The sequence below is a fragment of the Micromonospora sp. CA-269861 genome (genome assembly GCF_050948505.1).
GTDB lineage: Bacteria > Actinomycetota > Actinomycetes > Mycobacteriales > Micromonosporaceae > Micromonospora.
In genome coordinates this window covers 4,058,216-4,081,074 of sequence record NZ_CP192014.1, presented here as the reverse complement: position 1 = coordinate 4,081,074, position 22,859 = coordinate 4,058,216, and the positions used below count along the sequence as shown (strand labels likewise).

The following is a 22,859-nucleotide window of genomic DNA, read 5'->3' as shown; positions in this document are numbered from 1 at the left end:
CGCGGCTACCGCGCGGACGCCCAGCCGGTGAAGCGTGCCGTCAGGTCGGCCGGTGGCGCGCTCGGGTTCAGCGCGGCGAGGTTGGCAGCGGCTTCGGCCTGGCGCATGGCCAGGTGGACGAGCAGGGCCGGACGGTCGAGCCGGTACTCGGCGAGGAGGCGAAGCTTCGCCGCTGAGCAGGGCCAGGCGATGCCGCACGTCCCGCAGCGCCACGTCGGGCGGGCGGGCCGGTGCTCGAATGCGCGGCGGGGCATCAGCCGACCCGCACCGGGCCTCGCCGGACCGGACGCCGGGCGGTGGGCCGGCTCGGCGGGGAGGTGAGCCACTGTGCGCCCGCGGGCATCAGGTACAGCTCGCGGCGCGCGATCGCGTCGCCGTTCGGGCCGAGCTGGTAGGCGTCGATCCACAACCAACCGTGGTACGTGTGCCGGTCGCTGAGGGCGCGGATCACGCAGACTGTGATGGGCCGAGCGAACTGTGGGCTCGCCGCGCGGGTCAGGCACAACAGGTCACCGGACTGCACCTGCCGCGGCTGGTCGATGCTCATGATGCTCCCCTGGCTGACGTTGGGAGGGGCCGCCCCGTGAGTGCTCGCCCAAGGGGCGGCCCCGCTACGAACGCGTCCGCCGGGTTCGGGGTCCTCCACCAGCCGCGCCGTTGGGTCCACCCTGGATGCTGGGCCCCTAGGATCGGAATGGTTACCGCTCGGTCACGGAATGTGGCCATCAGGTCGGGGTCGGTGGGGAACGGCGCGGAATCTTGTGGAAGGGCGTGGAAGTCGTGGGAATCTCACCCTCTGAATACCTACTTCGCGAGCTGAAAAGACGCCGGACAGCGGCGGGATTGACTCAGGCGCAGCTCGGAGAGCAGGTGTTTTGCTCAGATTCTCAGGTGAGTGCCATCGAGACCGGAACGAAGCAGCCCACGCTGCCCTATCTGGCGGCCGTGGATAAGACACTCGACACCGGTGGATATTTCACGACGCTTTGGAATGAGCTGGTGAAGGGAGACGCTGCGCCGGTCTGGCTGCGCGAGTGGATCGAGACTGAGCGTGAGGCGACTGCGCTGCGCTGGTACGAGCACGCGTTCGTGCCGGGGCTCCTTCAGACCGAGGCGTATGCACGGGCAACCTTCCGGGCCGCACGGGCGCCGGCGTTCGAGCTCGATCAGCGTGTTTCTGCGCGGTTGGAACGGCAAGCGGTTCTCACCCGTGTCCCGGCTCCGCAGCTCTTCGTAGTCCTCGACGAGATGGCGGTTCGACGGGCCTGCGGTGGGCGGGACGTGATGGCCGAGCAGGTCGAATATTTGATGAGCTGCGCGGAGGAACCGCATATTCAGTTGCACGTGGTTCCGATGTCTACTGGCATGTACTCAGGGCTGGCGGACGCATTCATTCTGGCCGACATGCCCGACGGGTCACGTGTTGGTTATGTGGACAACCAGCTCTCGGCGCAGATCGTAGAGCAGCCAGAGGGTGTTGCTAGCCTGGGACTGTCGTGGGACGCCGTCCGAGGCGAGGCTCTCCCACTCGGGCAAACCCTCGACTTACTGAAGGAAGCAGCAAAGACATGGACATCTTGACGGGTGCACAGTGGCGGAAAGCCTCCCGCTCATCCACCAATGGCGGGGCCTGCGTCGAGGTTGCGGATGATCTGCCCGGCGTCGTCGGTGTACGGGACTCGAAGGACCCCGAAGGGCCGGCGCTGGTCTTCGAGCCGGTGGCCTGGCGGGCGTTCGTCACCGAGGTGGCCCGGCGGTCATAGCCAATAGCACGCACGGAAGCGCCCGCCCCCGGTTGAGGGGACGGGCGCTTCGCTGTGCACGAGTTGGTCAGCCCACCACCGACCGCAGTGGCACGTTGGCGGCGTTCAACGCGCGTACCAGATCCCTCGCGAACGGGTGTTCGTCCGCCTGGAGGCCCTGTGGGTTCGGGATCACGACGTACGCCGAGCCGTTCTTCTCGGACGCCTGCGCGTCGGTGGTGAAGCGTTCGACGATCGCCCGGGTGCGGGGTAGGTCGCCGGCCGCCACCTGGATGGTGATCGGCCGCCACCCGCCGCCCAGGTCCGGCGTCACCCGCGCGGCGGCGGCGCTGGCGCGCGCCGCGTCGGTGCCCGGCGTGCGTCGGGCACCCGGCGGGCTCGTCGGGTAGAGCAGCGCGTTGGCGACCAGGTGCAGACCATTTTCGTTGTACGCGCGGAAGAGCGGATTGAACGCGAACAGCACCGCCCGACCGGCACCGGTCGGCTCGTCGACGACGGCCGCCGTGCCCTTCAGCGTGTCCGCCCCGACGGTGTAACCGTTGGCCCAGAAGGTGTCATCCGTCGGGTAGGTGAGCACGTTCGTGCCGGTGGTGCTCGGGGTGAGGATCGGGTCGCTGTTGTTGAACTCGAAATCCTCCGCCGGGCGGCCCAGCGCCACCGGGCTGTCCTGGTCGACGTCGACCCGCAGGTGCGAGCCGATCACCAGGTAGTCCGCCGGCTTGGTCTTTTCCGTGGTCGAGGTCAGCCCGGCGGCGCGGGCCACCCGGGTGCCCTCGTTGCGCAGCCCGAGGTAGGTGTGGCCCTGTCCGATCCACTCGCGCAGGTTGGCCTGCCCGGCGGCGGTCAGACCGCCGGTGGCGCTGCTGCCGTCCGGCACCAGCAGCACGGTGCGCCCGGTGAACGCCTCGGTGTTGTCGTTGATGTCGGCAGTGGTGACCGGTTTGAGGTCGAGCCCCCACCGCTTGCCGAGCACGTAGCGGGCCTCGCCGTGCGAGCCGGAGGTGGTGGAGATGCCGGTGCCCTGGAACAGCCCCACGTCGGGCAGGTCGAGGCGGGTGCCGGCGGGCCGGCCGCCAGGGGTGAGGGTGACCCCGAGGGACTCGGCCAGCTTGTCTACGGTCCGGCTCAGCTTGGCGGCTGGGATGGCGACAGTGCTGGTCGTGGGGTCACGGACCACTGGTACGCCACGGCCGAGCAGGTTGAAGGTGAACTCCGCGGCGGCGGCCGAGTCGAGCGGGTACGTGTACGAGCCCCAGGGCCACGCCGCGCCGGTGCGACCGCCGGAGACCTTGCGGACGAGCTCGGCTCTCGGCCGGACGGTGTCTCCCGTGTAGATGGTGTTGATGCCCATCAGCAGCGGGTTGCTCCAGGACGACACGTCGTAGAAGTACGGGAACGGAACGTACGGGTCCTCGCCCATGACGGCCTGGATCCAGTGCTTCTGCGGTTGGTCCATCGGGATCCAGTACGCGCCCCTGGGCACTGTCACGTTGGTGGCGCTGCGCCCGCCGAACACCCGCGCGGTGGGCACCCGGGTCGGCTTCTGCACCTCGTACACCTCGACGTCCATCCGGCGCAGCCGCTCGACGAGTTGGCGGACGTCGGCGAGCTGCCGGTCGGGCAGCAGGAAGTACGAGCGGATGGTGAGGTCCGGCACCGGGAACTGGACCTCGTTGGTGGGCTGCACCACCTCGTTCGGCTCCAGCGTGCCCGCCCTGCCCTGGGCGAGCGCGTCGGTCCAGATGTCGAAGTAGCCGTCCAGCACCTCGCGCTTGTTCGCTGCGGCCCAGCCGAGCGTCGACCACTGGGTGTGGAACTGCTGCTGGACCCGGTCGGCCACTGCCGACGCGCTGCCCTTCTCGTACGTCATGCCGGCCGCGCCGAAGCCGGTGGTCGGCACCGTGTCGCCGTAGCCCATGAAGAACATGTCGTACGTGTCGTAGTTGAAGTAGCACTCGGTGGTGACGGTCTCGTCGCAGGCGCCGTTGAAGCCGAAACCGGCCTTGTTGGCCTCGCCGATGCGGTTGATCCAGTCCACCGCCTCACCGGCGATCTCGTGGTGGATCGGGTCGGCGTTGGGTGGGAAGAAGTACTGTCGGCCGCCCATCTCGTGCGCGTCTATGAAGACCTGCGGCGGGTAGCGGCGCAGCAGTTCCAGCTTGCCGTCGGTCTCCTGCTGGGTGCGGGCGAACCAGTCCCGGTTCAGGTCGAAGCCGAACTCGTTCTGCCGGCGGGTCGCGTCGCGACCGTCCGGGTTCTGGGTGGGGACGATGATGGTGACCAGGTTGTCGTTGCGTTGGGCGACCGCGCAGGACAGGCCCGCCGCCAACTCGTACAACGTCTTGAGCGCCGCGTCGGCGCCGCTCTTCTCGCCGCCGTGCACGTTCGCGGTGACCCAGACGATGGCCGGGCTGTCCTTCGCCGTCCGGGCGGCCGTTCGCGCGCTGGTCCGGCGCGGGTCGCGCAGGCCCCGGACGTCATCGGCGATCTCGCGCAGCGCGGCGGGCCGCACGTGGCGCTCGTTGGACACCACCGCGTAGGGCAGTGGCTGGCCGAGCACACTTGTGGTCATCACGCCGGTGACGACCCGGTTGGAGGCGCGATCGACGGCCCCGAGGTAGGTCCGGACCTCGTCGTTGGTGACGACCCGCTCCTGCCCCGCGCCGAGCGGGAAGCCGAGCACGGCCTCGGGGTTGGGCACGCTGCTCAACCGGGCGGTCGGGTCGTTGCTACAGGAGGTCGGTGGGGCGGCGCTCGCGGCCGACACGCTGCTGAGCAGGGGAGCCGTGCCGAGCAGGAGCGCGATCGTGGCGGCACCTGCCAGCCGCCTGGCGGGGACCATCCGGAACTGACGCACTGATGGAGCCATGAGTCGTGTTTCCCTTCTCAGGCACAACCTCGCAGTGGCCGGAGCTTATGAACCGTCGATACGACGGTCAAGGGTTGATCGACATTGCTGACTACTCGGCGTGCCGGTCCCGACGCTGACTGGCAGGATGGTGACACGGGGTTGTCGTCGCCTGGAGGAGGAGACGTGCCGGAGATGATCACGCTCTCGGTCCATCCGGATCTTCCGTCCGCCGATGCTCGGCGTTCGCTGGCGTCCTGGCTGCGCGCTGAGGAGCGGCTGCGGGATGGGGTCACCACCACGTCCCCTGACGGGTCATCGGCGGACCACCCGGACGTACTGCGGGTGGCAGCCGGCGACGCGGGCACCGCGATGGTGCTGGTCCAGGCGATAGCCGGCTGGCTGACCCACCGCCGCGAGGATGTGACGGTGCAGCTCACCCGGCCCGACGGTTGGTCGGCCGAGGTGGACGTACACCGGGCTCGGGACATGGACCAGGTGACCGCGCTCATCGAGGCCGCGGTGCACGCGGTGACAGCTCCACAGAGGTAGCCGGCCCGCCGCCGGCCGAGAGGTCGGCCGGCGACGGGCCCGGTAAAGACGTACGGCTACCAGGTCGTCAGGCCGAGGTCGATCGTCCTGGTCAGCGTGGCGTTGTCGTCGTCGCCGTCGAGCGACCAGACCATCGCGCCGCCCAGACCGGTTCGGCGGATGTAGAGGGTCTTCTGCAACACGACCGCTGGATCGTCGTACGTCCACAACGTCGTACCGTCGAACAACCAGGCGTGCCCGGCGCGCAGATCGCGATGCACGGTGTAGCCGTTGGCGGCCAGGGTCTTGAGCTTCTTGTAGTCCTCGTTGCCGGCCTCGAAGGTGGCCGGCGCGGGCCCGGTGGCCGGCTGGAACAGGCCGTTGCCACCGCCGGTGATGCCGGTCCAGCCACGACCGTAGTAGGGGATGCCGAGCACGAGCTTGTCGCGCGGCGCGCCACGGGCGATCCACCCGTCGACGGCCACCTCGACGGAGAAGTCCGGGTTGTCCGGCGACCCGGCCGGCACCCGCAGCGCCGACTGCTGGTTGGCCCGCGCGTCCCAGCCGCCGTGGAAGTCGTACCCCTGCACGGTGGCGAAGTCCAGGTACTTGAAGATCTTGCGACCCTCGTAGCCGGCGTCCATGGTCGCCGGATTGGCCGGCAGGAACGCGGTCAGCGGGTGGTGCGCGCGGGTCGTGCGCCCGTACGCGTCGAGCTGCCGGCGGAACTCGGCGAGCAGTTTGGTGAAGTTCTCCCGGTCCTCCGGGCGGATGACGTTGCCGGGCTCACCGTCCCAGTTGGGCCACTCCCAGTCGAGGTCGATGCCGTCGAAGACGCCGGCCGCGGCACCCCCCGGGCTGCCCGGGAGGTTGCCCTTCAGGTAGAGGTCGATGCAGGAAGCGACGAACGCCTTGCGGGAGGCGTCGGTGCGGGCCGCGTTCGAGAAGTACGTCGACCAGCTCCAGCCGCCGAGTGAGATCAGCACCTTCAGTTTGGGGTGCTTGGCCTTGAGCTTGGCGAGCTGGCCGAAGTTGCCGTTGAGGGCCTGGCCCGGGGCGTCCGCGACGCCGTCGACGCTCTCCTCGGCAGGAACGGGTCGCTGGTAGTCGGCCCAGGCGTCGCCCTCACCCGGCCCGCCGTCCACGTAGCAGCGGCCGTCCTCGGTGACGTTGCCGAACGCGTAGTTGATGTGGGTGAGGCGGCTCGCCGCCCCGGAGGTGTCGAGCTTCTTGACCGGGAACGCCCGGCCGTAGATGCCCCACTGGGTGAAGTAGCCGACCCGGTGGTAACCCTTGCGGTGCTGGTGGTTGTCACCGGCGCTGGCGGCGGTGGGTGGAGCGGCGGTGATCAGCAGGGTCGCCAGGGTGACGACGGCGGTGAGACGGCGGTGGCGGAATGGTCGCATCGGCACACTCCCACGAGACATCAAGCAGAATTAGTAAAGAGAGTTATCTGATTGATGAAGTTAAGCCGATCACCGTCCGGGGTCAAGAGCCGTCCAGCCACATGGGGGATTGTGACGGCGTTACCGGGTGGTAACGATGTTGTGCCATGGACTCCGCCGTGACTCTGATCGGACTACCCGTCGCCCTCGGCATCATCATGCTCGGTCTCGGTCTCGGACTGACCATGGCGGACTTCCGCCGGGTGGCCCACCATCCCCGAGCCGCCGTCATCGCGCTGGTGTGCCAGGTGCTGGTGCTGCCGGCGCTCTGCTTCTGTCTCGTCCTCGCGTTCGACCTCGCACCCGAGCTGGCCGTCGGCATGATGCTGCTGGCCGCGTCACCGGGCGGCACCACGGCCAACCTCTACAGCCACCTGTTCGGCGGGCACGTGGCCCTGAACATCACCCTGACCGCCATCAACTCGGTGCTCGCCGTGTTCACCCTGCCGATCCTGGTCAACCTGTCCGCGGCGTACTTCCTGCCGGACGGGAGGAGCATCGGCCTGCAGTTCGACAAGGTGCTGCAGGTCTTCGCCATCGTGCTCGTCCCGGTCGCGATCGGCATGCTCATCCGGGCACGGATGCCGCACCTGGCCGAGCGACTGAACCGTCCGGTCCGGATCCTCTCCGTCGTCGTCCTCGTCGCGGTGATCGCCGGCGCGGTGCTCGGCGAGCGGGAGAACATCGCCGACTACTTCGTCTCGGTCGGCCTGGCCGTGCTCGCCTTCAACCTGCTCAGCCTCGCCATCGGGTACGGCGTGCCGCGCCTCGCCGGTGTCGACCGGAGCGCCGCGACAGCCGCCGGGTTCGAGATCGGCATCCACAACAGCACCCTGGCCATCACGATCGCGCTCAGCCCGGCGCTGCTCAACAGCACCCAGATGGCGATCCCCGGCGCCGTCTACGGCATCGTCATGTTCTTCACTGCGGCGGCCTTCGGCTACCTGGTGACCCGCGTCGGCACCCGGTCCGCCACCGCTCTGACGCCCTGACGGGGTGGTGCTGGCCCGGTCGCCGTACGGTGACCGGGCCGGCTGTTCACCCTCTGGTGGTACGGCCGTCAGCGTGGCGCACCGGACCATCGAACACCTGTGACCTCCTCCGAGCGCTCCCAGAGTCGACGTCCGAGCGTGCGGTCCTGTGCCTCGGTCGACAACGTTGCGAGGTGCGGGTAACCGGATCGCCCGCCCCTGCCATCCGGGCCGACGTATGCCCCGGGCGCCAGCTCGGTCTCGGTAGCCGCGAAGAGTTGAGGGAGTGCCCCCATCTCCACGTCCTGTGCGAAGAGCCTGCCGGCGACGCGCATGGCGACGCCCATCAGTCCGGTTCCCTTCTGCTGCATCGGTGTGTTGCTGTACCCAGGGTGGGCGAGGACGCTCGTGATGGGTCTCGCGGACGCCTGCTCGCGTCGAGCGAATTCCACTCCGAAGACGGCGTTCGCCAGCTTCGAGGCCGAATAGGCGGCCAGCGGCCTGTACCTCCGCCGTAGCCAGCCAATGTCGTCCAGATCAAGATCACCCTTCGCGTGCAGGTAGGACGTCACCGTGACGACTCGGGGCGCGATCGAGCGACGTAACGCCGGTTCGAGCAACGCGGTCAGCGCGAAGTGACCCAGATGGTTCGCCATCAGGTGATGTTCGGCGCCCTGTGGTGTGACGGCGTGCCCGGCCGCCGAAATCCCCGCGTTGTTGATCAAAACGTCGACGGCTGCCTCCTGCCCGATCTGTTCGGCGGCCCGACGGATCGAGTCGAGGTCCAGTAGGTCGATCTGGCGTACCTCGACCTGCGCGCTGGGATTGGCCCGTCGCAGCGACGACGCGACCATCTCGCCGCGGGCAACGTCGCGCACTGCCAGCAGGACCCGTCCCCCATGTGCGGCCAACTCTCGTGCGGTGACGAGACCGAGGCCGCTGGTGGCTCCGGTGACCACGAAGGTGCGCCCCTTCTGGCTGGTCAAACGGTCGGTGGTCCACCCGGGCGCGGTGGACGTACTGCGGTTCGTCGTGGGACCTGTCATGAGATCGTCGTCACCCTCGTCCTCGTCGTGAGGTGTGACCGGCCTGAGCGGGCCGGTCGCGAACGGGGGAACGCTAAACCTTGCCATTAGTGTGAAGGTCAAGGGAGGCGAGACCGTCGTTTCCGAACACGGCAGGACTGGGGGCGTCGGTGAAGATTGGAGACCTGGCAGCGAGGACGGGGGTCGCACCGCGGCTGCTGCGCTACTACGAAGAGGTAGGCATCCTGCACCCGTTCCGATCCAGCAACGGCTATCGGACGTACGGGGAGCCGGCCGTCGAGCGGGTGCTGCAGATCCGCGAGCTTCTCGAAGCGGGCCTGACGACAGAGATGATCCGCGAGGTCCTGCCGTGCCTGGGGCCCGAGGCGGAGCGGCCGGATCCCGGCCACTGCCCAGCTCCCAAGGATCTGGACGGACTGCGACGCCAGCTCGCCACCATCGAGCGGCGCATCGACGTGTTGCAGCGCAACCGCCGAGCAATCAAGGACTACCTGCGGGCCTGGGCGGAGGCCGGGGTCACGACGTGACGTACCCCCGGGCCGGATCCAGCCCGGGGGTACGTCGGCGGCCGTAGCTGCGGAACCGAAGCTTCCGCTGGTCGACGTCCGTCAGCCGACCTGGCTGTTGTCCTTCTGCGCTCCCCAACCGTGCCAGCGGTCGATCTCGATCAGGGCGCTGACCCGGGCACGTTCCCGCCGGGGGTACGCGTTGCCCGTGTAGTGCTTCGACAACCTGTCGATGTCCGCCAGGCCCTCGTCGGGGCGCAGCTCGGCGACGTGCCCGATGATGCTCACGTGCGTGTACCAGCCGGCCTCGTCGAGCACGGTGAGGGACACCCTGGGGTCGTTGCGGACGTGCTCCAGCCGGCGGCGGCTCTCGTCCATGTTCACCAGAATCCGGCCGTCCTCCCACAGGTACCAGGTGGCGGCGGACACCGGCTGGCCACCATTGCGAAGGGTGGTCATGACGGCGGGGTTCGGCTTCTGAAGCATGGCGATCGCGGCCTCGGGAAGCGGTGGCTTGGACATGAGGTCTCCTCGTCGCGACAACGTTTACCCCTGCACGTTACGCACCCGCCGGCCTCGATCAGGATCTGATCGGGATCGTGGCGCGATCGGGGCCGCCAACAGCCGCGGGACAGGGGCCTTCCGCCACGACCGTGACCCGTCAGCCTGGCGGGTTTGGCGGCTTGGAGACGTCGGTTCGGTCTCTCAGTCGAGCCCCTGCCTGCCGCAGCCGTTCGTACAAGGGTGGCCGCCGGCCGACGCCGTGTTGGTCGTAGACGTCGTTGAGGATCCGCTCGGAGCGGCCCACGACGAACAGTGCCGTAGTGAGCAGGATGAGAAGCGCACCGGCCGTCGAGAGCACCTGCTCGGACGACACACGCCCGATCAGGTAGGCGATCACTCCGGACAGGACGGCCGTCGCGAGGGACGCTGCGGCCAGAGTGAGGAGGAGCCCTCGGATGGCCTTGTACGCCCACTCGCTCTGGGGAAACATGTCTGGGTCTGACCGGGTGGCGGTGTTGACGAAGGCCATCGCGCCGAGCAGGGCGAATGCGCCGGTGGCGATCCACCATGCACGCGAGTTGCCCAACAGCAGCGGTGGGACGATCTCCCCGACGCCGAGCACGACAGGGATGGCCGTGTCGCGAAACGTAGGAGTCCATCGCATGATGGTGGAGAACCACAGGTATTCGTACGACACGATGATCAGGCATGCCAGCGTCAACGACGACTGCGCGAGGGTCGGCACCATGGGTAGGGGATCATTGTCGCGCCTCAGTGTGTTGACGGTTTCGACGACGAGCACGCTCAGAGCCACACCCTGAATGATGCTGATGTTCATCAGGTAGCCCTGTGGGAAGATTTCGATCGACCGTAACCGCAAGATTTGCTGGTCAAGTGGCTGCAGGATTCGCTTTGACTTCGCGCTGGTCGACGTGACGCCCGAGCCACTGTCGGCAGCAGCGTGCATGTTGTCCACGGGCGCCACAGCGTCCGCGTTGACAGCATCGGGCTCGCCGAAGTAGCGACTGGCGAAGTAGGCGGTCACCACCGAGAAGGCCGCCACGAGCACCAGAGCAATCACGGGTATGGCAGTTGGCACCGCGGTGCTCGTCTCGGTGAATGTGATCAGCGCGGCTGAGCCCAGGAGCGAGGCGAAGGACAGTTGGGTGGCGAGGCGCGACACCTTCGTGGCGGTGTCGAAGCGACTGGGCGACTGGCGACCAAAAAACGACCGCAGAAGAAATGCCGCCAGCAGGGTCGTGCCGAGAGCGCCGATGGCCACCCAGTCGGGCCATCCGTAGAACGCTGCCTGGCCCTTCAGGCTTTCGAGGTGGTCCCGAACGCCACTCCACATCAGCAGGACGAGCACCGTTGGCAGGTACGACACGATGATGCTACGGAGAAAACCTATCGCGGCAATGCTGAGCGGGCGCCCCTGTGGCGCGTCATGCTGAAGGTCGCAGAGCAGAATGTAGATGGCGTACATCAGCATCGCGCCGGCGATGCTGAAGCCCATTCCGGCCACCGTCTGCAAACTTGCGACGCGCGCCGACCCGATCGGCTCACCCGCCACCAGGGCGTAGTCCAGACTCGCCGCGACCAACCCGATGAACGCGCTTACCAACGGCCCGAGGCTCCGTACCACTGTTGCTGCCGCGTTGCGGGCGGCCAACTGGGTGGTCACGAGGCCGACCACCCCGGCGAAGCCGAAGCCAGCGAGGACGCCTGCGAGTTGGGAGTAGTAGCCGGCCACAGCAGGAAGGTCCGGGCTCTCCGCCGCCCACCGGATCACCATCAGCCAGCGACCTTCGCGCCGGTGGGCACCTCGTTGGCGCCAACCGGTGATCTCGGCGGATGGTAATGACAGGTACGAGCAGCGAGGGCGGCGAACAGGCACAGGATAACGAAGGTGGCGACCTCGATGGCAATCTGGACCACGTCGGGAAGCAGGTAGTCCGCCGGCATGGTGGCGACCACGATCGCGCCGACAACTGTGATCGCGGGTACGCCGATGATGAGATGTGCCATTGCCCGTGCAGCCCAGGGCGACGGCGGTTCCTTCGGTCTCCAACAGGCGATCACTGCGGCCACTGCGAGGAGGGCGAGGAGGAAGGTCAAGCCAATTCCCAGGCCGTATGGCTGGGAGAGTGTCACTTGGCTGCTCGCCGGGCAATCCTCGGCGGGACCAGTGCGCAGGCACTCCTCGACGGAGAGATCCATGCTCGCTCCAGCCACGAGCAGCATGGCGATCGTCGGACCGACTATTCCTAGGAGGATTCGCGCCGATGCCAGCATTGGCTGGAGGTGAATGAACGGCGTGGCAGCCAATGCGGTGCCGAAGAAGATGCCCAGGATGGCTATGCAGAAAGCCGGTCCGTTCACCATCATCCCGGAGAGCGAGTTTCCGCTGTCCGGCGAACCGCCGGCCAGCATGCCGTAAAGCACCGCGCATACGACCAGCCCGCCCAGCGTGTTGAACAGTACGACAGCCACTTGTTGACGGACGCCGAGCTGGTTCTGGTTCGGTCTGCCAAGTGGCTGGCCGGGTACGTCGGCTTCCTCAGGTTGCCGGCCCAGGTAGGACAGAAGAGTGGTGAAGGCAAATCCCGCGAGCACGCCAGCGATCTGCGAGTAAAGACCGGCCGTCGCACCGATGTTGATGAAGGGCTGAGTGTCAAGCACAGGACCCCCATGGGATCGGATACGGCGACATCCTGCAGAGCCCCGCTTCTTACCGACTGCAATTGGGTACGCGAAGCGTGCCATTCCGCAGCGGCTCGGCCCATCGGCTGAAGGTTCCGTCACGTTCGATGAAGCAGCAGTAGGCCTGTCTGGATCGCGCAGATTGCTTTTCGCATGCCGTGCAGGCTGCTACGCTCCGGCGTTCCGCGATCGGACCACCTGCCCGCGTAGGGGCAGTCGAGGCACCCGCCAGCGAATCCTCGTGCCGCTTTAGAGAGGATGTGGTCATGAGCAACTCCGCACTGCCCAGACGTGTTGTCGTCACCGGCGCCACCGGCAAGCTCGGCCGTGCCGTTGTCGCCCACCTGCGCGCCGTGGGCGTCGACGTGTTGGCGGTGGACCGTGCCGGCGGCCGCGACCCGCGCGACGTGAACGGCGAGTTCCTGCTTGTCGACCTGACCGACTACGGGCAGGTGGTGGAGGCGTTCACCGGGGGTGCCGACGAGCACGCGGGCGGGGTGGACGCTGTCGTGCACCTGGCGGCGGTCCCAGCGCCCGGGCTGATGTCGAACGCGACCACGTTCGCGAACAACTCCGCCGCGACGTACAACGTGTTCGCCGCGGCCAGGGCGGCCGGGATCAAGCGGGTCGTGTGGGCGTCCAGCGAGACGGTGCTCGGGCTGCCGTTCGACACCCCGCCGCCGTACGCGCCTGTCGACGAGGAGTACGCGCCACGCCCCGAGTCGACGTACTCGCTGAACAAGGCACTGGAGGAGGAGATGGCCCGGCACTTCTGCCGGTGGGACCCGGAGCTGGTCATGGTGGGTCTGCGTTTCTCCAACGTGATGGACGTCGAGGACTACGCGCCGTTCCCCTCGTTCGACGCTGACCCGCGACTGCGCCGGTGGAACCTGTGGGGCTACATCGACGCCCGCGACGGGGCCCAGGCGGTCGAGCGGGCGCTCGCGCACGACCAGCCCGGCACCGACGTCTTCATCATCGCCAACGCCGACACCGTGATGACCCGGTCCAGCGCCAGCCTGATGGCCGAGGTCTACCCGGGAGTCGAGGTCCGTAGGGAACTGGGCGAGCACGAGACGTTGCTCAGCATCGACAAGGCACGGCGGGTGCTGGGGTACGAGCCGCAGCACTCCTGGCGGGACCACGTCGACCCGAGCCGTTGACGCGCGCTGAAGCCCATAAACAGTTTTGACGTTACGAAACATCGATCGTTGTTAACCGGTCTGTCCGCGCTGCCGCGTCTCCTCCTACCTTTCGGCACAGCCCTCCGAGTTCGGCGTCACCCGGACGCGAATCGCGGAGTCGGCACCTTGGAGGAGATCACCCGTGTTGCAACGACTCCCAGCCGCTGGCTTCGCGCTCGTTCTGGCGCTGGCCGGGGCCGTCGGCGTCGGTGGCCCGGCCCAGGCCGAGCCGACCGGCACCATCAGGTACGCGGACAGCCCGAACGCGGTGGCCGACCGCTACATCGTCACGCTCCGGTCCGCCTCGCTGGCGGCCACCCCGGTCGCCACCAGGGCCCGTGAGCTGACCGGCCGCTTCGGTGGCCAGACCCGGCACGTCTACGCGTCGGCCCTGCCCGGCTTCTCGGTGACCATGCCGGCGAAGCAGGTGCAACGGCTGGCCGCCGACCCGTCCGTCGCGTCGGTCGAGCAGGTCCAGCGCATCGGCGTACTGGACACCCAGACCAACCCGCCGAACTGGGGTGACGACCGGATCGACCAGCGCAACCTGCCGTTGAACCAGACCTTCACCTACCCGGCCAACCCGGGCCAGGGGGTCACCGTCTACGTCCTCGACACCGGCATCAACGCCAACCACAACGAGTTCACCGGCCGGGTGCGGCAGGGCACCGACATGGTGGACAACGACAGCACCCCGCAGGACTGCCACGGACACGGCACGCACGTCGCCGGCACCGCAGTGGGCACCACGTACGGCATCGCGAAGAAGGCCGGCGTGGTCGCCGTACGGGTGCTGAACTGCCAGGGCAGCGGCACGAACGACGACCTGATCGCGGGCATCAACTGGGTGCGCGCGAACGCGCAGAAGCCGGCGGTGGTCAACTACAGCATCGGCTGTGGCAGCCGGTGCACCAGTCAGGCGATGGACAGCGCCGTCACCAGCCTGATCAACTCGGGCGTGCAGTTCGTGCAGGCGGCCGGCAACTCCTCCGACGACGCCTGCTACTACAGCCCGCAGGCGGTCACCGCGGCCATCACCGTCGGCAACAGCAACAGCTCCGACGGTCGCAACAGCAGCAGCAACTACGGCTCCTGTCTGGACATCTTCGCCCCCGGCACGAGCATCGTCTCGGCGTCGTACTCGAGCAACAACGGCAGCGCCACGATGACGGGTACCTCGATGGCGTCACCGCACACGGCCGGTGCCGCGGCGCTGTACCTGGGGGCGAACCCCACCGCGACTCCCGCCCAGGTCCGCAACGCGCTGGTCACCAACGGCACCACCGGCAAGATCACCAGTCCGGGCAGCGGCTCGCCGAACGTCCTGCTCTACACCGGGTTCATCGGCGGCACCGACCCCGGCCCGGGTAGCCCGACGGTGACCAACCCGGGTAACCGCACCTCGGCCGTCGGCCAGGCCGTCGACGTACAGGTGCAGGGCAGCGGCGGCACCACCCCGTACACCTGGAGCGCCTCGGGGTTGCCGGCCGGCCTCACCATCGGCGCGTCCACCGGGCGGATCACCGGCAGCGCCACCACGGCGGGCACCTCGAACGTGACGGTGACCCTCACCGACGCGGCGAGCCGGACCGCCCAGGCGACCTTCACCTGGACGGTGACCAGTGGCGGCGGTGGCTGCACGCCGGCCCAGGTCGTCGGCAACCCGGGGTTCGAGAACGGCACCTCGCCGTGGACCGCGACGGCGAACGTGATCGGCACCTGGTCGCAGTACCCGGCACGCTCCGGCACCCGTAACGCCTGGCTGAACGGTGGCGGGCAGGTGCAGACCGACACCGTCTCGCAGTCGGTGACGATCCCGCCCGGATGCGCCAACGCGACGCTGCGGTTCTGGATCCGGATCACCACCGCCGAGTACGAGAACCTGGTGTACGACAAGCTGACCGTCACCTTGGGCAGCACCACAGTGGCCAGCTACTCGAACCTGGACAGGACCACTGGCTACGTCGAGAAGGTGATCAACGTCGGCCAGTTCGCCGGGCAGACCGCCACACTGACGTTCAACGGGGTGGAGGACTGGTCGTACCAGACCAGCTTCGTGATCGACGACGTGACGGTAAACGCGAGCTGATCGGGGTACGAGAACCGGAGTGGGCGGCTCCCCGGGACCGGGGGCCGCTCACTCCCACTCCCAGCGCATGCCCACGATCCCCGGCGGGACGTCCGAGGCGATCAGGTGGGCGCCGTGGGTGGAACCGATCCAGGCCTCCCACACGCCCTGGTCGGGCGCGTGCAGGCCCCGTCGCTCGAAGCGGTGACAGCGGGCCGGTACGGCGTCGTGGTCGAACTGCACCTGGAGGACGTACTCACTGACCGGGGTGGAGAACCCCCGGTAGTAGTTGTCCGTCGGCGCCTGCGACGTGCTGAGGAACTCGTACTCGATTACCACTGTGTCGCCCTGGGCCAGCATCCGGTCGAAGATGATCTCCGCGACGAGCAGGCCCGAGCCGTGGTCCCAGCGGACCCGGCCGACCCGGCAGTTGCGGACCGCGCTGATCCGCGTCGAGGCGGTCACGTCGTCGGTGCGGAAGATGCCCACCGTCCGCGACACCCGGTCGGTGTTCGCCCGGAGCACCTGCCGGCAGGTCAGGCTGATTTCCTGGCGTCGATCGCCCACCAGGTAGAGGTCGTGCAGGCTGAGCCGGGTCAGCTCGTGGTACAGCCATCTGTCGACCTCGGCGACCATCTTGGCGACGCTGGTGCCGTCGCTGAAGAGGCGGTCGATCTCGATCGTTCCCGGTGGTTGGCTCAGCCAGCGGCCCCGAGGCCGGCGTGGGCCAAGTTGGACGATCAACGACTCGGCCGGCAGTGACAGGATCGCTTCGAGGAGCCGGACCGCCTTGATCGACTCTGGGCGCTCCGGCCGGCTGCGCCCGCGTCGCCAGTAGCTCAACGTGGTGAGGCTGACGCTGACGCCGGCCGTCGACAGCTTCTGCTGGATCTCCTCCAGCCGCATGCCGCGGTCCTCGATGGCGAGGTGGAGGGCCGCCGAGAAGGGACCAGTACGCAGCGCGTGCGCCAGGTCCCGACCCAGCTCGGTACGGGCCTTCTCCATGTCGGCTGAGTATGGTCACGTCACCGCCGCCGCGCCAGCGGTGTCGGTGTGGTCAGCGCGCCGCCTGGTAGGCGCGGCCGACGGCGGTGGCGGTGCTGCCGGTGCGGAACAGCCCGGTCTGGTCCTTGTCGGTGGCGGGCAGGCCGAACCACGCGTACCGCTGGAGCCAGGACAGGCCCCCCAGCATCCGGGTCGCCGCGGTGAGGAACGCGGCCTGCTGTGCCTGGGTGGGGAAGCGGACGCCGTTGGAGAAGTCGATCAGGGCGAACTCGGTGAGCCAGATCGGGAGCTTGTACCTGTCGTGCACGGCCTGCAGGTACGACTTGAGCTGGTTGACCGCGTTGGCGGTGGTGAAGTCGCCGCCGTACCAGTGCAGGGCGATGAAGTCGACGCGGTAGCCACGCTGCTTCGCCCCGGCCATGAAACGGTCCAGCCATTCACCCGGCCGGTCGCCGCCCCAGGCCACCGCGGGGCTGCCCAGCGGAAGGCCGGTGGCCTGCAACTGCGGCCACAACTCCAACGCCTGCTCGACGGTCATCTCCGCCTGACCCTTCAGGTCCGGCTCGTTGAAACCGAGCAGGTAGCGGCCGTTGTTCTTGGCCTTCTGCAGGTTGGTGGCGGTGACGCTCTTCGCCCCCCAGATCATCGGGACGAACTCGGCGCCCTTCGGGCTGGTGACGCCCGAGTGGGCAACGTCCCAGGTGTAGTACCAGCTCGCCCCGGAGTTGGCCAGCGCCTGGCTGACGCCGTCGAAGGTCCACACCCCGACGCCCTTGCGCTTCGAGGTGGCCACCGGGGCTGCCGGAGCAACCGGACGGCCGGTGGTTGGCTTAGCCGACTGAGTCGCCGTCGGAGTCGGGGTCGCCCCCGCCGGGCTCGTGGTGGCGGCGGGCGTGGTCGCGCTGGGCGCGCCGGGTTGCGGGCTCGCGGGCGGCGGCGTGTCGAGCGCCTGCGTCGCCGCCGGGGCGGGCGCCGGACCGGTGGGCTGCACCACGACGATCACACCCGTCACCAGGACGGCGACCACGGCGGCCACGAGGAGCGGCCAGAGCAGTCGCCGCGCGCCGAGCATCCCGCGTCGGGGTTCCGCGTGGATGCCCCGGGTCACCCCTGGTGTGACGGCTCCATCCGGACCGGTTCCACGCATCGTCTCGACTCCTTCATGTGGTCGTACCGCTACCCGTCGTGGGGGCTGGTGGAAGATCCGCTACAGCCTCCCCTCAGGAGACTGGCCGCTCACATCGGGATAACAGTTTCTGCCGCTGGTGTCGGCCGTTGATCATCACACGTCTGGCGGGGTCGGATTCATCATCGTCAACGTCTTCACTTGACCATAATGAGCGCGTAGCCTAACTGAAACGATTCATTAAGCGGAGGTCGACGCCACCCGACGTACCCCTGCCGCCACCCCACGCAGAGAAGGATGAGGGCCAGGAATGATGCGCACGTCGCGGCGTCACGCCGCACTTTCCGCACTTCTCGTGTTGCTGCTTGGCCTGACGCCGACGGTGGCGCCGAACCCGGCGACCGCCGCGCCGGCCGCCGCCGCGTTGACGGCGACCGACCTGACCGCCGAACGGGCCACCGAGCCGATCGGCCTGGACGTGGCGCGGCCCCGACTCGGCTGGCGGATCGACGCCACCGCCCGTGGCGTGCTCCAGGAGTCCTACCAGGTACGCGTCGCCACCAGCCCGGACCGCCTCGGTGCCCCCGACGTCTGGGACAGCGGCCGGGTCCGGTCGCGGCAGAGCACCCTCGTCCCGTACGCCGGACCGGCCCTGCGGCCACGGACCCGCTACGCCTGGCAGGTCCAGGTCTGGGACACCGCCGGCACCGCCTCCGGGTGGAGCACGCCGACGTTCTGGGAAACCGGCGTGCAGGGTGGCACCGGCTGGCAGGCCAACTGGATCGGGCTGCCGTCGCCCACCGAATCCTGGGCCGACTACACGGTGCAGACGACGATCCGTCTGGAACGCGACGCAGCCGGGATCTTCCTGCGCGCCCGCGGGGCGGGCAACGCGTACATGTGGCAGTTCTCCATCACCGGCGGCAGCGCCAAGCTCCGCCCGCACGCCCGGGTCAACGGCTCCTGGACCGTGCTCAAGGAGGTGCCGCTCGGTGGTGTCGTACCGGCCGACAGGCTGACCGCGCCGCACACCCTGCGCATCACGGCGGCCGGGAACACCATCACCACCTGGATCGACGGCACCCAGGTCGACGTCACCACCAGCACCGGGCACCAGGCCGGCTCGGTCGGCCTGCGGACGAACGGGCTGGAGTCCGGCGTCTTCTCCGCCTTCTCGGTGACCAGCAGTGGTCAGACGCTCTTCGCGGCGCCGCTCACCGACGGGGTGAACCCGTTCGGGGCCGGCACGGCCACCGCGGCCGGCCTGCGGGTCGGCGGCGACACCGAGGCCATGCTCGTCGCGCTGGACGCGAACCCGCTGCTGCGCCGGGGCTTCCGGGTCGACGGTACGGTCGCCCGCGCCCGGATCTACGCCACCGCGCTCGGCGTCTACCAGCTCTCCCTCAACGGCCAGCGGGTCGGCGACCACGAGCTGGCACCGGGCTGGACCGACTACCACAAGCGGGTGCAGTACCAGACGTACGACGTGACCGGCCAGCTCCGCCCGGGCGACAACGCCCTCGGCGCCCTGCTCGGCGACGGGTGGTACGCGGGCAGCATCGCCTGGTTCGGCACCGACAACTACGGCTCCCGGCCGCACCTGAGCGCACAACTGCGCATCGAGTACACCGACGGCCGCAGCGCGACCGTCAACACCGACGGTTCGTGGCGCGCCACGGCCGGACCGTTCCTGCAGAGCGACCTCATCCACGGCGAGACCTACGACGCGCGGCGGTTGCCGGCCGGCTGGAACCAGCCCGGGTTCAACGACGCCGGCTGGAAGCCCGCCACCGTCGACACCGTCGACGCCACTGACAAGATCGTCGCCCAGGCCGATCCGCCGGTGCGGGTCACGCAGGAGTTGCCGGCCCGGGTGCTGACCCAGCCGACCCCCGGCACCTGGATCTTCGACCTCGGCCAGAACATGGTGGGCAAGGTGCGGCTGAGGGTCAACGGTGCGGCCGGCTCCACGGTCCGTATCCGGCACGCCGAGGTGCTCAACCCGAATGGCACCGCGTACACCGCCAACCTGCGGTCGGCCCGGGCCACCGACCTCTACACGCTGCGCGGCGGCGGTGCCGAGGTCTACGAGCCGACCTTCACCTTCCACGGCTTCCGTTACGTCGAGCTGACCGGCTATCCGGGCACCCCCGACCTGTCCTCGGTCACCGGCCTGGTGATGCACACCGACGGGGAGCTGACCAGCGAGTTCCAGACCTCCAACGCCATGGTCAACAAGCTGCACAGCAACATCACCTGGGGACAGCGCGGCAACTTCCTGTCCATCCCGACCGACACCCCGGCCCGCGACGAGCGGCTCGGCTGGACCGGCGACATCAACGTCTTCGCCGACACCGCGACGTTCAACATGGACAGTCTGACGTTCCTGAGCAAGTGGTTGCAGGATCTGCGCGATGCGCAGTCGGCCAACGGCGCGTACCCCGACGTCGCACCGCGCGCCTGCTGCGGGGACGGCGCGACGGGCTGGGCCGACGCCGGGATCACCGTGCCGTACGCCTTGTGGCAGCGCTACGGCGACACCCGGGTGATCGAGGAGCACTACGCGTCGATGGTGCGGTACGCCTCCTGGCTGGAGAGCACCAGCTCGGGCAACCTGCGGACCAACGCCGGCCCGTACCTCGACTGGCTCAACCTCGACGATCCGACGCCGGCCGGGGTGGTCGGCACCGCCTACTACGCGTACAGCATCCGGCTGCTGGGGGAGTTGGCCGCAGCCATCGGACGGAGCGCCGACGCGACCCGTTACGCGGCGCTGTCCAGGGCCATCACCCAGGCGTTCGTCAACACCTACGTCGCGGCCGACGGGACCGTGCAGGGCGACAGCCAGACCGGGTACGTGCTGGCCATCGGGATGGGCCTGCTGACCGACCCGCTGCGGGCCAGGGCCGCCGACCGCCTGGTCGCCAACGTGCAACGGCACGACTGGCACCTCTCCACCGGCTTCCTCGGCACTCCGGACCTGCTGCCGGCGCTGAGTGACACCGGGCATCTCGACGTCGCCTACCGGCTGCTACTCAACGACACCTACCCGTCGTGGGGTTACGAGATCGGCAAGGGTGCGACCACGATCTGGGAGCGCTGGGACTCGATCAGACCCGACGGCAGCTTCGGCGACGTGGGGATGAACTCCTTCAACCACTACGCGTACGGCGCGGTGGGCGACTGGATGTACCGGACGGTGGCCGGCATCCACCCCGACGCCGCCAACCCCGGGTACGCGCACGTCACGTTCGCCCCCCAGCCGGGCGGCAACCTCACCTCGGCCAAGGCGTCGTACCGCTCGGCGTACGGAACGATCGGCAGCGACTGGGACCTCGACGCGCGCGGCGACATGCGGCTGCGCCTCACCGTGCCGGCGAACACCACGGCGACCGTGCGTTTCCCGGCGCCCGGACGCGAGGCGGTCACCGAGGGCGGCCGGCCCGCGGAACAGGCCGACGGGGTACGGTTCGCCCGGATGGACGGCGCTGTCGCCGTGTACGAGATCGGGTCCGGCTCCTACTCCTTCGCGGTCGTCCCACCGACGAACGCCTACGACCACGTCGACCTCGGCGTCGCGGCGTCCGAGCAGGCGCACCGCCTCACCGCCTCCACCTACTCGGGCACCAGCACCGAGGCCGGGCTGACCCGCCGGTACACCGACGTGACCCGCCCCGGCGGCTGGTTCGAGTTCGATCTCGCGGTCCGGCCCGGAGAACCGTTCGCGCTGCGCGCGGTCGAGACGTACGACGGGCCTCAGCTCAAGGACTACCAGGTGCTGGTGGACGGCGTGGTGGCGCACACCCGCTCGTGGCAACGCACGGCGGGCGGGCCCGGCACGGTCAGCTACCAGTTCGTCGTCAACCTGCCGGACGCGACCCGGGACGGCGTCGTGCGGGTGCGGTACCAGGACACCGGCACCGGCTACGACCCGTCGATCGCCGACGTCTGGGCGCTGCCCGGCCCGGCGGCCTGACCCAGCCGGGCAGGTGGCCTGGCCGGCGAACCCGGCCGGGCCACCCGGGGGTCGGCGCGCAGGTCGGCGGTGGGCGTCGGCCCAGGTAGCCCAGCGCCAACCAGGACCGGGTGCTGACCGCTGCCGGGTGGAAGTCAGCGTCGGTTGCGTCGGGGCTGTTCGCTGGAGCGGCGGACGACCAGCTCGGGTTGGAACACCACGTGCCGGTGCCGGTGCGTGTCGCCGGAGTCGGCCTCCTCCAGCAGCAGCTCCGCCGCGGTGCGGCCGAGCTGGTCGCGGGGTTGACGTACCGACGACAGCGGCACCGCCGCCGCGTCGGCGAACTCGATGTCGTCGTAACCGACGATGGCCACGTCGGCCGGCACCCGAAGCCCACGCGCGGTCAGTTCCTGGAGTACGCCGAGAGCGAGCAGGTCGTTGGCGCAGAACACGGCGGTGGGGCGCTGCCGGGCCGACAGGGCCAGCAGCTCCTCAGCGGCACGTCGGCCGGCGGCGACGGTCAGGCTGCTGGTGACCGCCACCCGGAGTTCGGCGGTGCCGCCGCGTTCCTGCAACGCTGCGGCGGCACCGGCGTGCCGGTCGGCCACCTGGGGGATGGAGGTCGGGCCACCGAGGTAGGCGATGCGTTGGTGGCCCTGGTCCAGCAGGTGGTCCATGGCGAGTCGGCCACCGAGGACGTCGTCGACCGCCACCGAGCAGCGGTTCGCGCGGCCCGTGCCCCGGTCCACCAGCACCACCGGGATGCCCCGGTCGACGAGCTTGTCCAGGTTGGGCTGGGGGCCGTGACCGACCGGGGTGACGAGGACACCGCGGACCCGCTGCTCCTCCAGCAACTCCAGGTGGCGGCGCTCCCGGGCGCTGTCCTCACCACTGTTGCAGACGACGAGCATGGCACCGGCTGCCTCGATCACCTGTTCGGCGCCCCGCACGACGTCGGTGAAGAACGGGTTGGCCACGTCCAGCACCACGATGGCGACGGTGCGACTCTGCCCGGCACGCAGTTGACGCGCGGAGTCGTTGCGGACGTACCCGAGGGTGGTGATGGCGTCGAGCACCCGTTGGCGGGTGGCGGGGGCGACCGTGTCGGGCCGGTTGAGCACGTTGCTCACGGTGCCGAGGGAGACGCCCGCGTGCCGGGCGACCTCCTTGATGTTCGCCGTTGCCATGTCTCCCTCGATGCTCG

At 69.0% G+C, this 22,859-nt stretch carries 19 protein-coding genes; 8 read left to right on the top strand and 11 right to left on the bottom strand.

The genetic code is table 11. The features are described 5' to 3' along the window. Nucleotides 1-5 precede the first annotated feature (5 nt). Together ACQP0U_RS18770 and ACQP0U_RS18765 are read right to left on the bottom strand one after the other, a co-directional pair. Nucleotides 6-254 (bottom strand): flavin reductase, encoded by a 249-nt coding sequence (locus tag ACQP0U_RS18770; RefSeq protein ID WP_433308780.1) that lies wholly within the window; start codon nucleotides 252-254, stop codon nucleotides 6-8. Next, the gene (locus ACQP0U_RS18765) at nucleotides 254-547 is read right to left on the bottom strand and encodes a hypothetical protein (protein ID WP_433308778.1); all 294 of its coding nucleotides are present in this window, start codon (nucleotides 545-547) and stop codon (nucleotides 254-256) included. The genes ACQP0U_RS18770 and ACQP0U_RS18765 overlap by 1 nt, the downstream gene beginning before the upstream one ends. Nucleotides 548-771: 224 nt before the next feature. Between ACQP0U_RS18765 and ACQP0U_RS18760 the strand changes: the two genes are divergently transcribed. Then, entirely contained in the window at nucleotides 772-1,581 is an 810-nt protein-coding gene (locus ACQP0U_RS18760; protein ID WP_433308777.1) for a helix-turn-helix domain-containing protein, read from the top strand. Continuing rightward, complete coding sequence (locus tag ACQP0U_RS18755) at nucleotides 1,569-1,763, top strand: DUF397 domain-containing protein (protein WP_433308775.1); 195 nt, start codon at nucleotides 1,569-1,571, stop codon at nucleotides 1,761-1,763. Before ACQP0U_RS18760 ends, ACQP0U_RS18755 begins: the two co-directional genes overlap by 13 nt. A 67-nt stretch (nucleotides 1,764-1,830) precedes the next feature. Here the strand turns inward: ACQP0U_RS18755 and ACQP0U_RS18750 are convergent, their stop codons facing one another. Further along, nucleotides 1,831-4,632 carry a M14 family zinc carboxypeptidase gene (locus ACQP0U_RS18750; protein WP_433308773.1) on the bottom strand — a complete coding sequence of 934 codons (2,802 nt, stop codon included), beginning with the start codon at nucleotides 4,630-4,632 and terminating at the stop codon, nucleotides 1,831-1,833. Nucleotides 4,633-4,806: 174 nt separating this feature from the next. Between ACQP0U_RS18750 and ACQP0U_RS18745 the strand changes: the two genes are divergently transcribed. Then, the gene (locus ACQP0U_RS18745) at nucleotides 4,807-5,163 is read left to right on the top strand and encodes an effector-associated constant component EACC1 (protein ID WP_433320940.1); all 357 of its coding nucleotides are present in this window, start codon (nucleotides 4,807-4,809) and stop codon (nucleotides 5,161-5,163) included. 56 nt (nucleotides 5,164-5,219) lie between these two features. Here ACQP0U_RS18745 and ACQP0U_RS18740 read toward each other — a convergent pair whose 3' ends face one another. Continuing rightward, nucleotides 5,220-6,548: a glycoside hydrolase family 18 protein gene (locus tag ACQP0U_RS18740; RefSeq protein WP_433308771.1), complete on the bottom strand. Its 1,329-nt coding sequence runs from the start codon at nucleotides 6,546-6,548 to the stop codon at nucleotides 5,220-5,222. 146 nt (nucleotides 6,549-6,694) lie between these two features. Here ACQP0U_RS18740 and ACQP0U_RS18735 point away from each other — a divergent pair, with 146 nt between their 5' ends. Continuing rightward, entirely contained in the window at nucleotides 6,695-7,579 is an 885-nt protein-coding gene (locus ACQP0U_RS18735; protein WP_433308769.1) for a bile acid:sodium symporter family protein, read from the top strand. A 68-nt stretch (nucleotides 7,580-7,647) separates the two neighbouring features. Here ACQP0U_RS18735 and ACQP0U_RS18730 read toward each other — a convergent pair whose 3' ends face one another. Then, nucleotides 7,648-8,706 carry an oxidoreductase gene (locus ACQP0U_RS18730; RefSeq protein ID WP_433308767.1) on the bottom strand — a complete coding sequence of 353 codons (1,059 nt, stop codon included), beginning with the start codon at nucleotides 8,704-8,706 and terminating at the stop codon, nucleotides 7,648-7,650. Between the two features lie 47 nt (nucleotides 8,707-8,753). Between ACQP0U_RS18730 and ACQP0U_RS18725 the strand changes: the two genes are divergently transcribed. Next, on the top strand, nucleotides 8,754-9,131 hold the full coding sequence (locus ACQP0U_RS18725; RefSeq protein WP_433308765.1) for a MerR family transcriptional regulator: 378 nt from the start codon (nucleotides 8,754-8,756) through the stop codon (nucleotides 9,129-9,131). An 81-nt stretch (nucleotides 9,132-9,212) separates the two neighbouring features. On the opposite strand, the gene ACQP0U_RS18720 is transcribed toward ACQP0U_RS18725, so the two are convergent. The 3 genes from ACQP0U_RS18720 to ACQP0U_RS18710 all read right to left on the bottom strand — a co-directional run bounded on the left by ACQP0U_RS18720 (nucleotide 9,213) and on the right by ACQP0U_RS18710 (nucleotide 12,296). Then, a complete protein-coding gene (locus ACQP0U_RS18720) occupies nucleotides 9,213-9,632 on the bottom strand; it encodes a PPOX class F420-dependent oxidoreductase (RefSeq protein WP_433308763.1) in 420 nt (139 codons plus the stop codon). A 139-nt stretch (nucleotides 9,633-9,771) separates the two neighbouring features. Further along, entirely contained in the window at nucleotides 9,772-11,409 is a 1,638-nt protein-coding gene (locus ACQP0U_RS18715; RefSeq protein ID WP_433308761.1) for a hypothetical protein, read from the bottom strand. Continuing rightward, the gene (locus ACQP0U_RS18710) at nucleotides 11,409-12,296 is read right to left on the bottom strand and encodes a hypothetical protein (RefSeq protein WP_433308759.1); all 888 of its coding nucleotides are present in this window, start codon (nucleotides 12,294-12,296) and stop codon (nucleotides 11,409-11,411) included. The genes ACQP0U_RS18715 and ACQP0U_RS18710 overlap by 1 nt, the downstream gene beginning before the upstream one ends. A gap of 287 nt (nucleotides 12,297-12,583) precedes the next feature. Between ACQP0U_RS18710 and ACQP0U_RS18705 the strand changes: the two genes are divergently transcribed. Together ACQP0U_RS18705 and ACQP0U_RS18700 are read left to right on the top strand one after the other, a co-directional pair. After that, nucleotides 12,584-13,480: an NAD-dependent epimerase/dehydratase family protein gene (locus tag ACQP0U_RS18705; RefSeq protein WP_433308757.1), complete on the top strand. Its 897-nt coding sequence runs from the start codon at nucleotides 12,584-12,586 to the stop codon at nucleotides 13,478-13,480. A 163-nt stretch (nucleotides 13,481-13,643) separates the two neighbouring features. Then, the gene (locus ACQP0U_RS18700) at nucleotides 13,644-15,590 is read left to right on the top strand and encodes a S8 family peptidase (RefSeq protein WP_433308755.1); all 1,947 of its coding nucleotides are present in this window, start codon (nucleotides 13,644-13,646) and stop codon (nucleotides 15,588-15,590) included. Between the two features lie 48 nt (nucleotides 15,591-15,638). On the opposite strand, the gene ACQP0U_RS18695 is transcribed toward ACQP0U_RS18700, so the two are convergent. Both ACQP0U_RS18695 and ACQP0U_RS18690 read right to left on the bottom strand, forming a co-directional pair. Then, nucleotides 15,639-16,574, bottom strand: coding sequence for a hypothetical protein (locus tag ACQP0U_RS18695; protein ID WP_433308753.1), 936 nt, complete (start codon nucleotides 16,572-16,574; stop codon nucleotides 15,639-15,641). 52 nt (nucleotides 16,575-16,626) lie between these two features. Further along, a complete protein-coding gene (locus ACQP0U_RS18690; protein ID WP_433308751.1) occupies nucleotides 16,627-17,721 on the bottom strand; it encodes a glycosyl hydrolase in 1,095 nt (364 codons plus the stop codon). Between the two features lie 289 nt (nucleotides 17,722-18,010). Between ACQP0U_RS18690 and ACQP0U_RS18685 the strand changes: the two genes are divergently transcribed. After that, nucleotides 18,011-21,676, top strand: coding sequence for a family 78 glycoside hydrolase catalytic domain (locus ACQP0U_RS18685; protein WP_433308749.1), 3,666 nt, complete (start codon nucleotides 18,011-18,013; stop codon nucleotides 21,674-21,676). Between the two features lie 134 nt (nucleotides 21,677-21,810). On the opposite strand, the gene ACQP0U_RS18680 is transcribed toward ACQP0U_RS18685, so the two are convergent. Further along, a complete protein-coding gene (locus ACQP0U_RS18680; RefSeq protein WP_433308747.1) occupies nucleotides 21,811-22,842 on the bottom strand; it encodes a LacI family DNA-binding transcriptional regulator in 1,032 nt (343 codons plus the stop codon). Between the last annotated feature and the right edge of the window lie 17 nt (nucleotides 22,843-22,859).

What these genes read in the sequence shown, in the direction of transcription:
- ACQP0U_RS18770 (WP_433308780.1), bottom strand. Translation starts at nt 254, where the DNA reads ATGCCCCGCCGCGCATTCGAGCACCGGCCCGCCCGCCCGACGTGGCGC.
- ACQP0U_RS18765 (WP_433308778.1), bottom strand. Translation starts at nt 547, where the DNA reads ATGAGCATCGACCAGCCGCGGCAGGTGCAGTCCGGTGACCTGTTGTGC.
- ACQP0U_RS18755 (WP_433308775.1), top strand. Translation starts at nt 1,569, where the DNA reads ATGGACATCTTGACGGGTGCACAGTGGCGGAAAGCCTCCCGCTCATCC.
- ACQP0U_RS18750 (WP_433308773.1), bottom strand. Translation starts at nt 4,632, where the DNA reads ATGGCTCCATCAGTGCGTCAGTTCCGGATGGTCCCCGCCAGGCGGCTG.
- ACQP0U_RS18745 (WP_433320940.1), top strand. Translation starts at nt 4,807, where the DNA reads ATGATCACGCTCTCGGTCCATCCGGATCTTCCGTCCGCCGATGCTCGG.
- ACQP0U_RS18740 (WP_433308771.1), bottom strand. Translation starts at nt 6,548, where the DNA reads ATGCGACCATTCCGCCACCGCCGTCTCACCGCCGTCGTCACCCTGGCG.
- ACQP0U_RS18735 (WP_433308769.1), top strand. Translation starts at nt 6,695, where the DNA reads ATGGACTCCGCCGTGACTCTGATCGGACTACCCGTCGCCCTCGGCATC.
- ACQP0U_RS18720 (WP_433308763.1), bottom strand. Translation starts at nt 9,632, where the DNA reads ATGTCCAAGCCACCGCTTCCCGAGGCCGCGATCGCCATGCTTCAGAAG.
- ACQP0U_RS18715 (WP_433308761.1), bottom strand. Translation starts at nt 11,409, where the DNA reads ATGGTGATCCGGTGGGCGGCGGAGAGCCCGGACCTTCCTGCTGTGGCC.
- ACQP0U_RS18705 (WP_433308757.1), top strand. Translation starts at nt 12,584, where the DNA reads ATGAGCAACTCCGCACTGCCCAGACGTGTTGTCGTCACCGGCGCCACC.
- ACQP0U_RS18695 (WP_433308753.1), bottom strand. Translation starts at nt 16,574, where the DNA reads ATGGAGAAGGCCCGTACCGAGCTGGGTCGGGACCTGGCGCACGCGCTG.
- ACQP0U_RS18690 (WP_433308751.1), bottom strand. Translation starts at nt 17,721, where the DNA reads ATGCGTGGAACCGGTCCGGATGGAGCCGTCACACCAGGGGTGACCCGG.
- ACQP0U_RS18685 (WP_433308749.1), top strand. Translation starts at nt 18,011, where the DNA reads ATGATGCGCACGTCGCGGCGTCACGCCGCACTTTCCGCACTTCTCGTG.
- ACQP0U_RS18680 (WP_433308747.1), bottom strand. Translation starts at nt 22,842, where the DNA reads ATGGCAACGGCGAACATCAAGGAGGTCGCCCGGCACGCGGGCGTCTCC.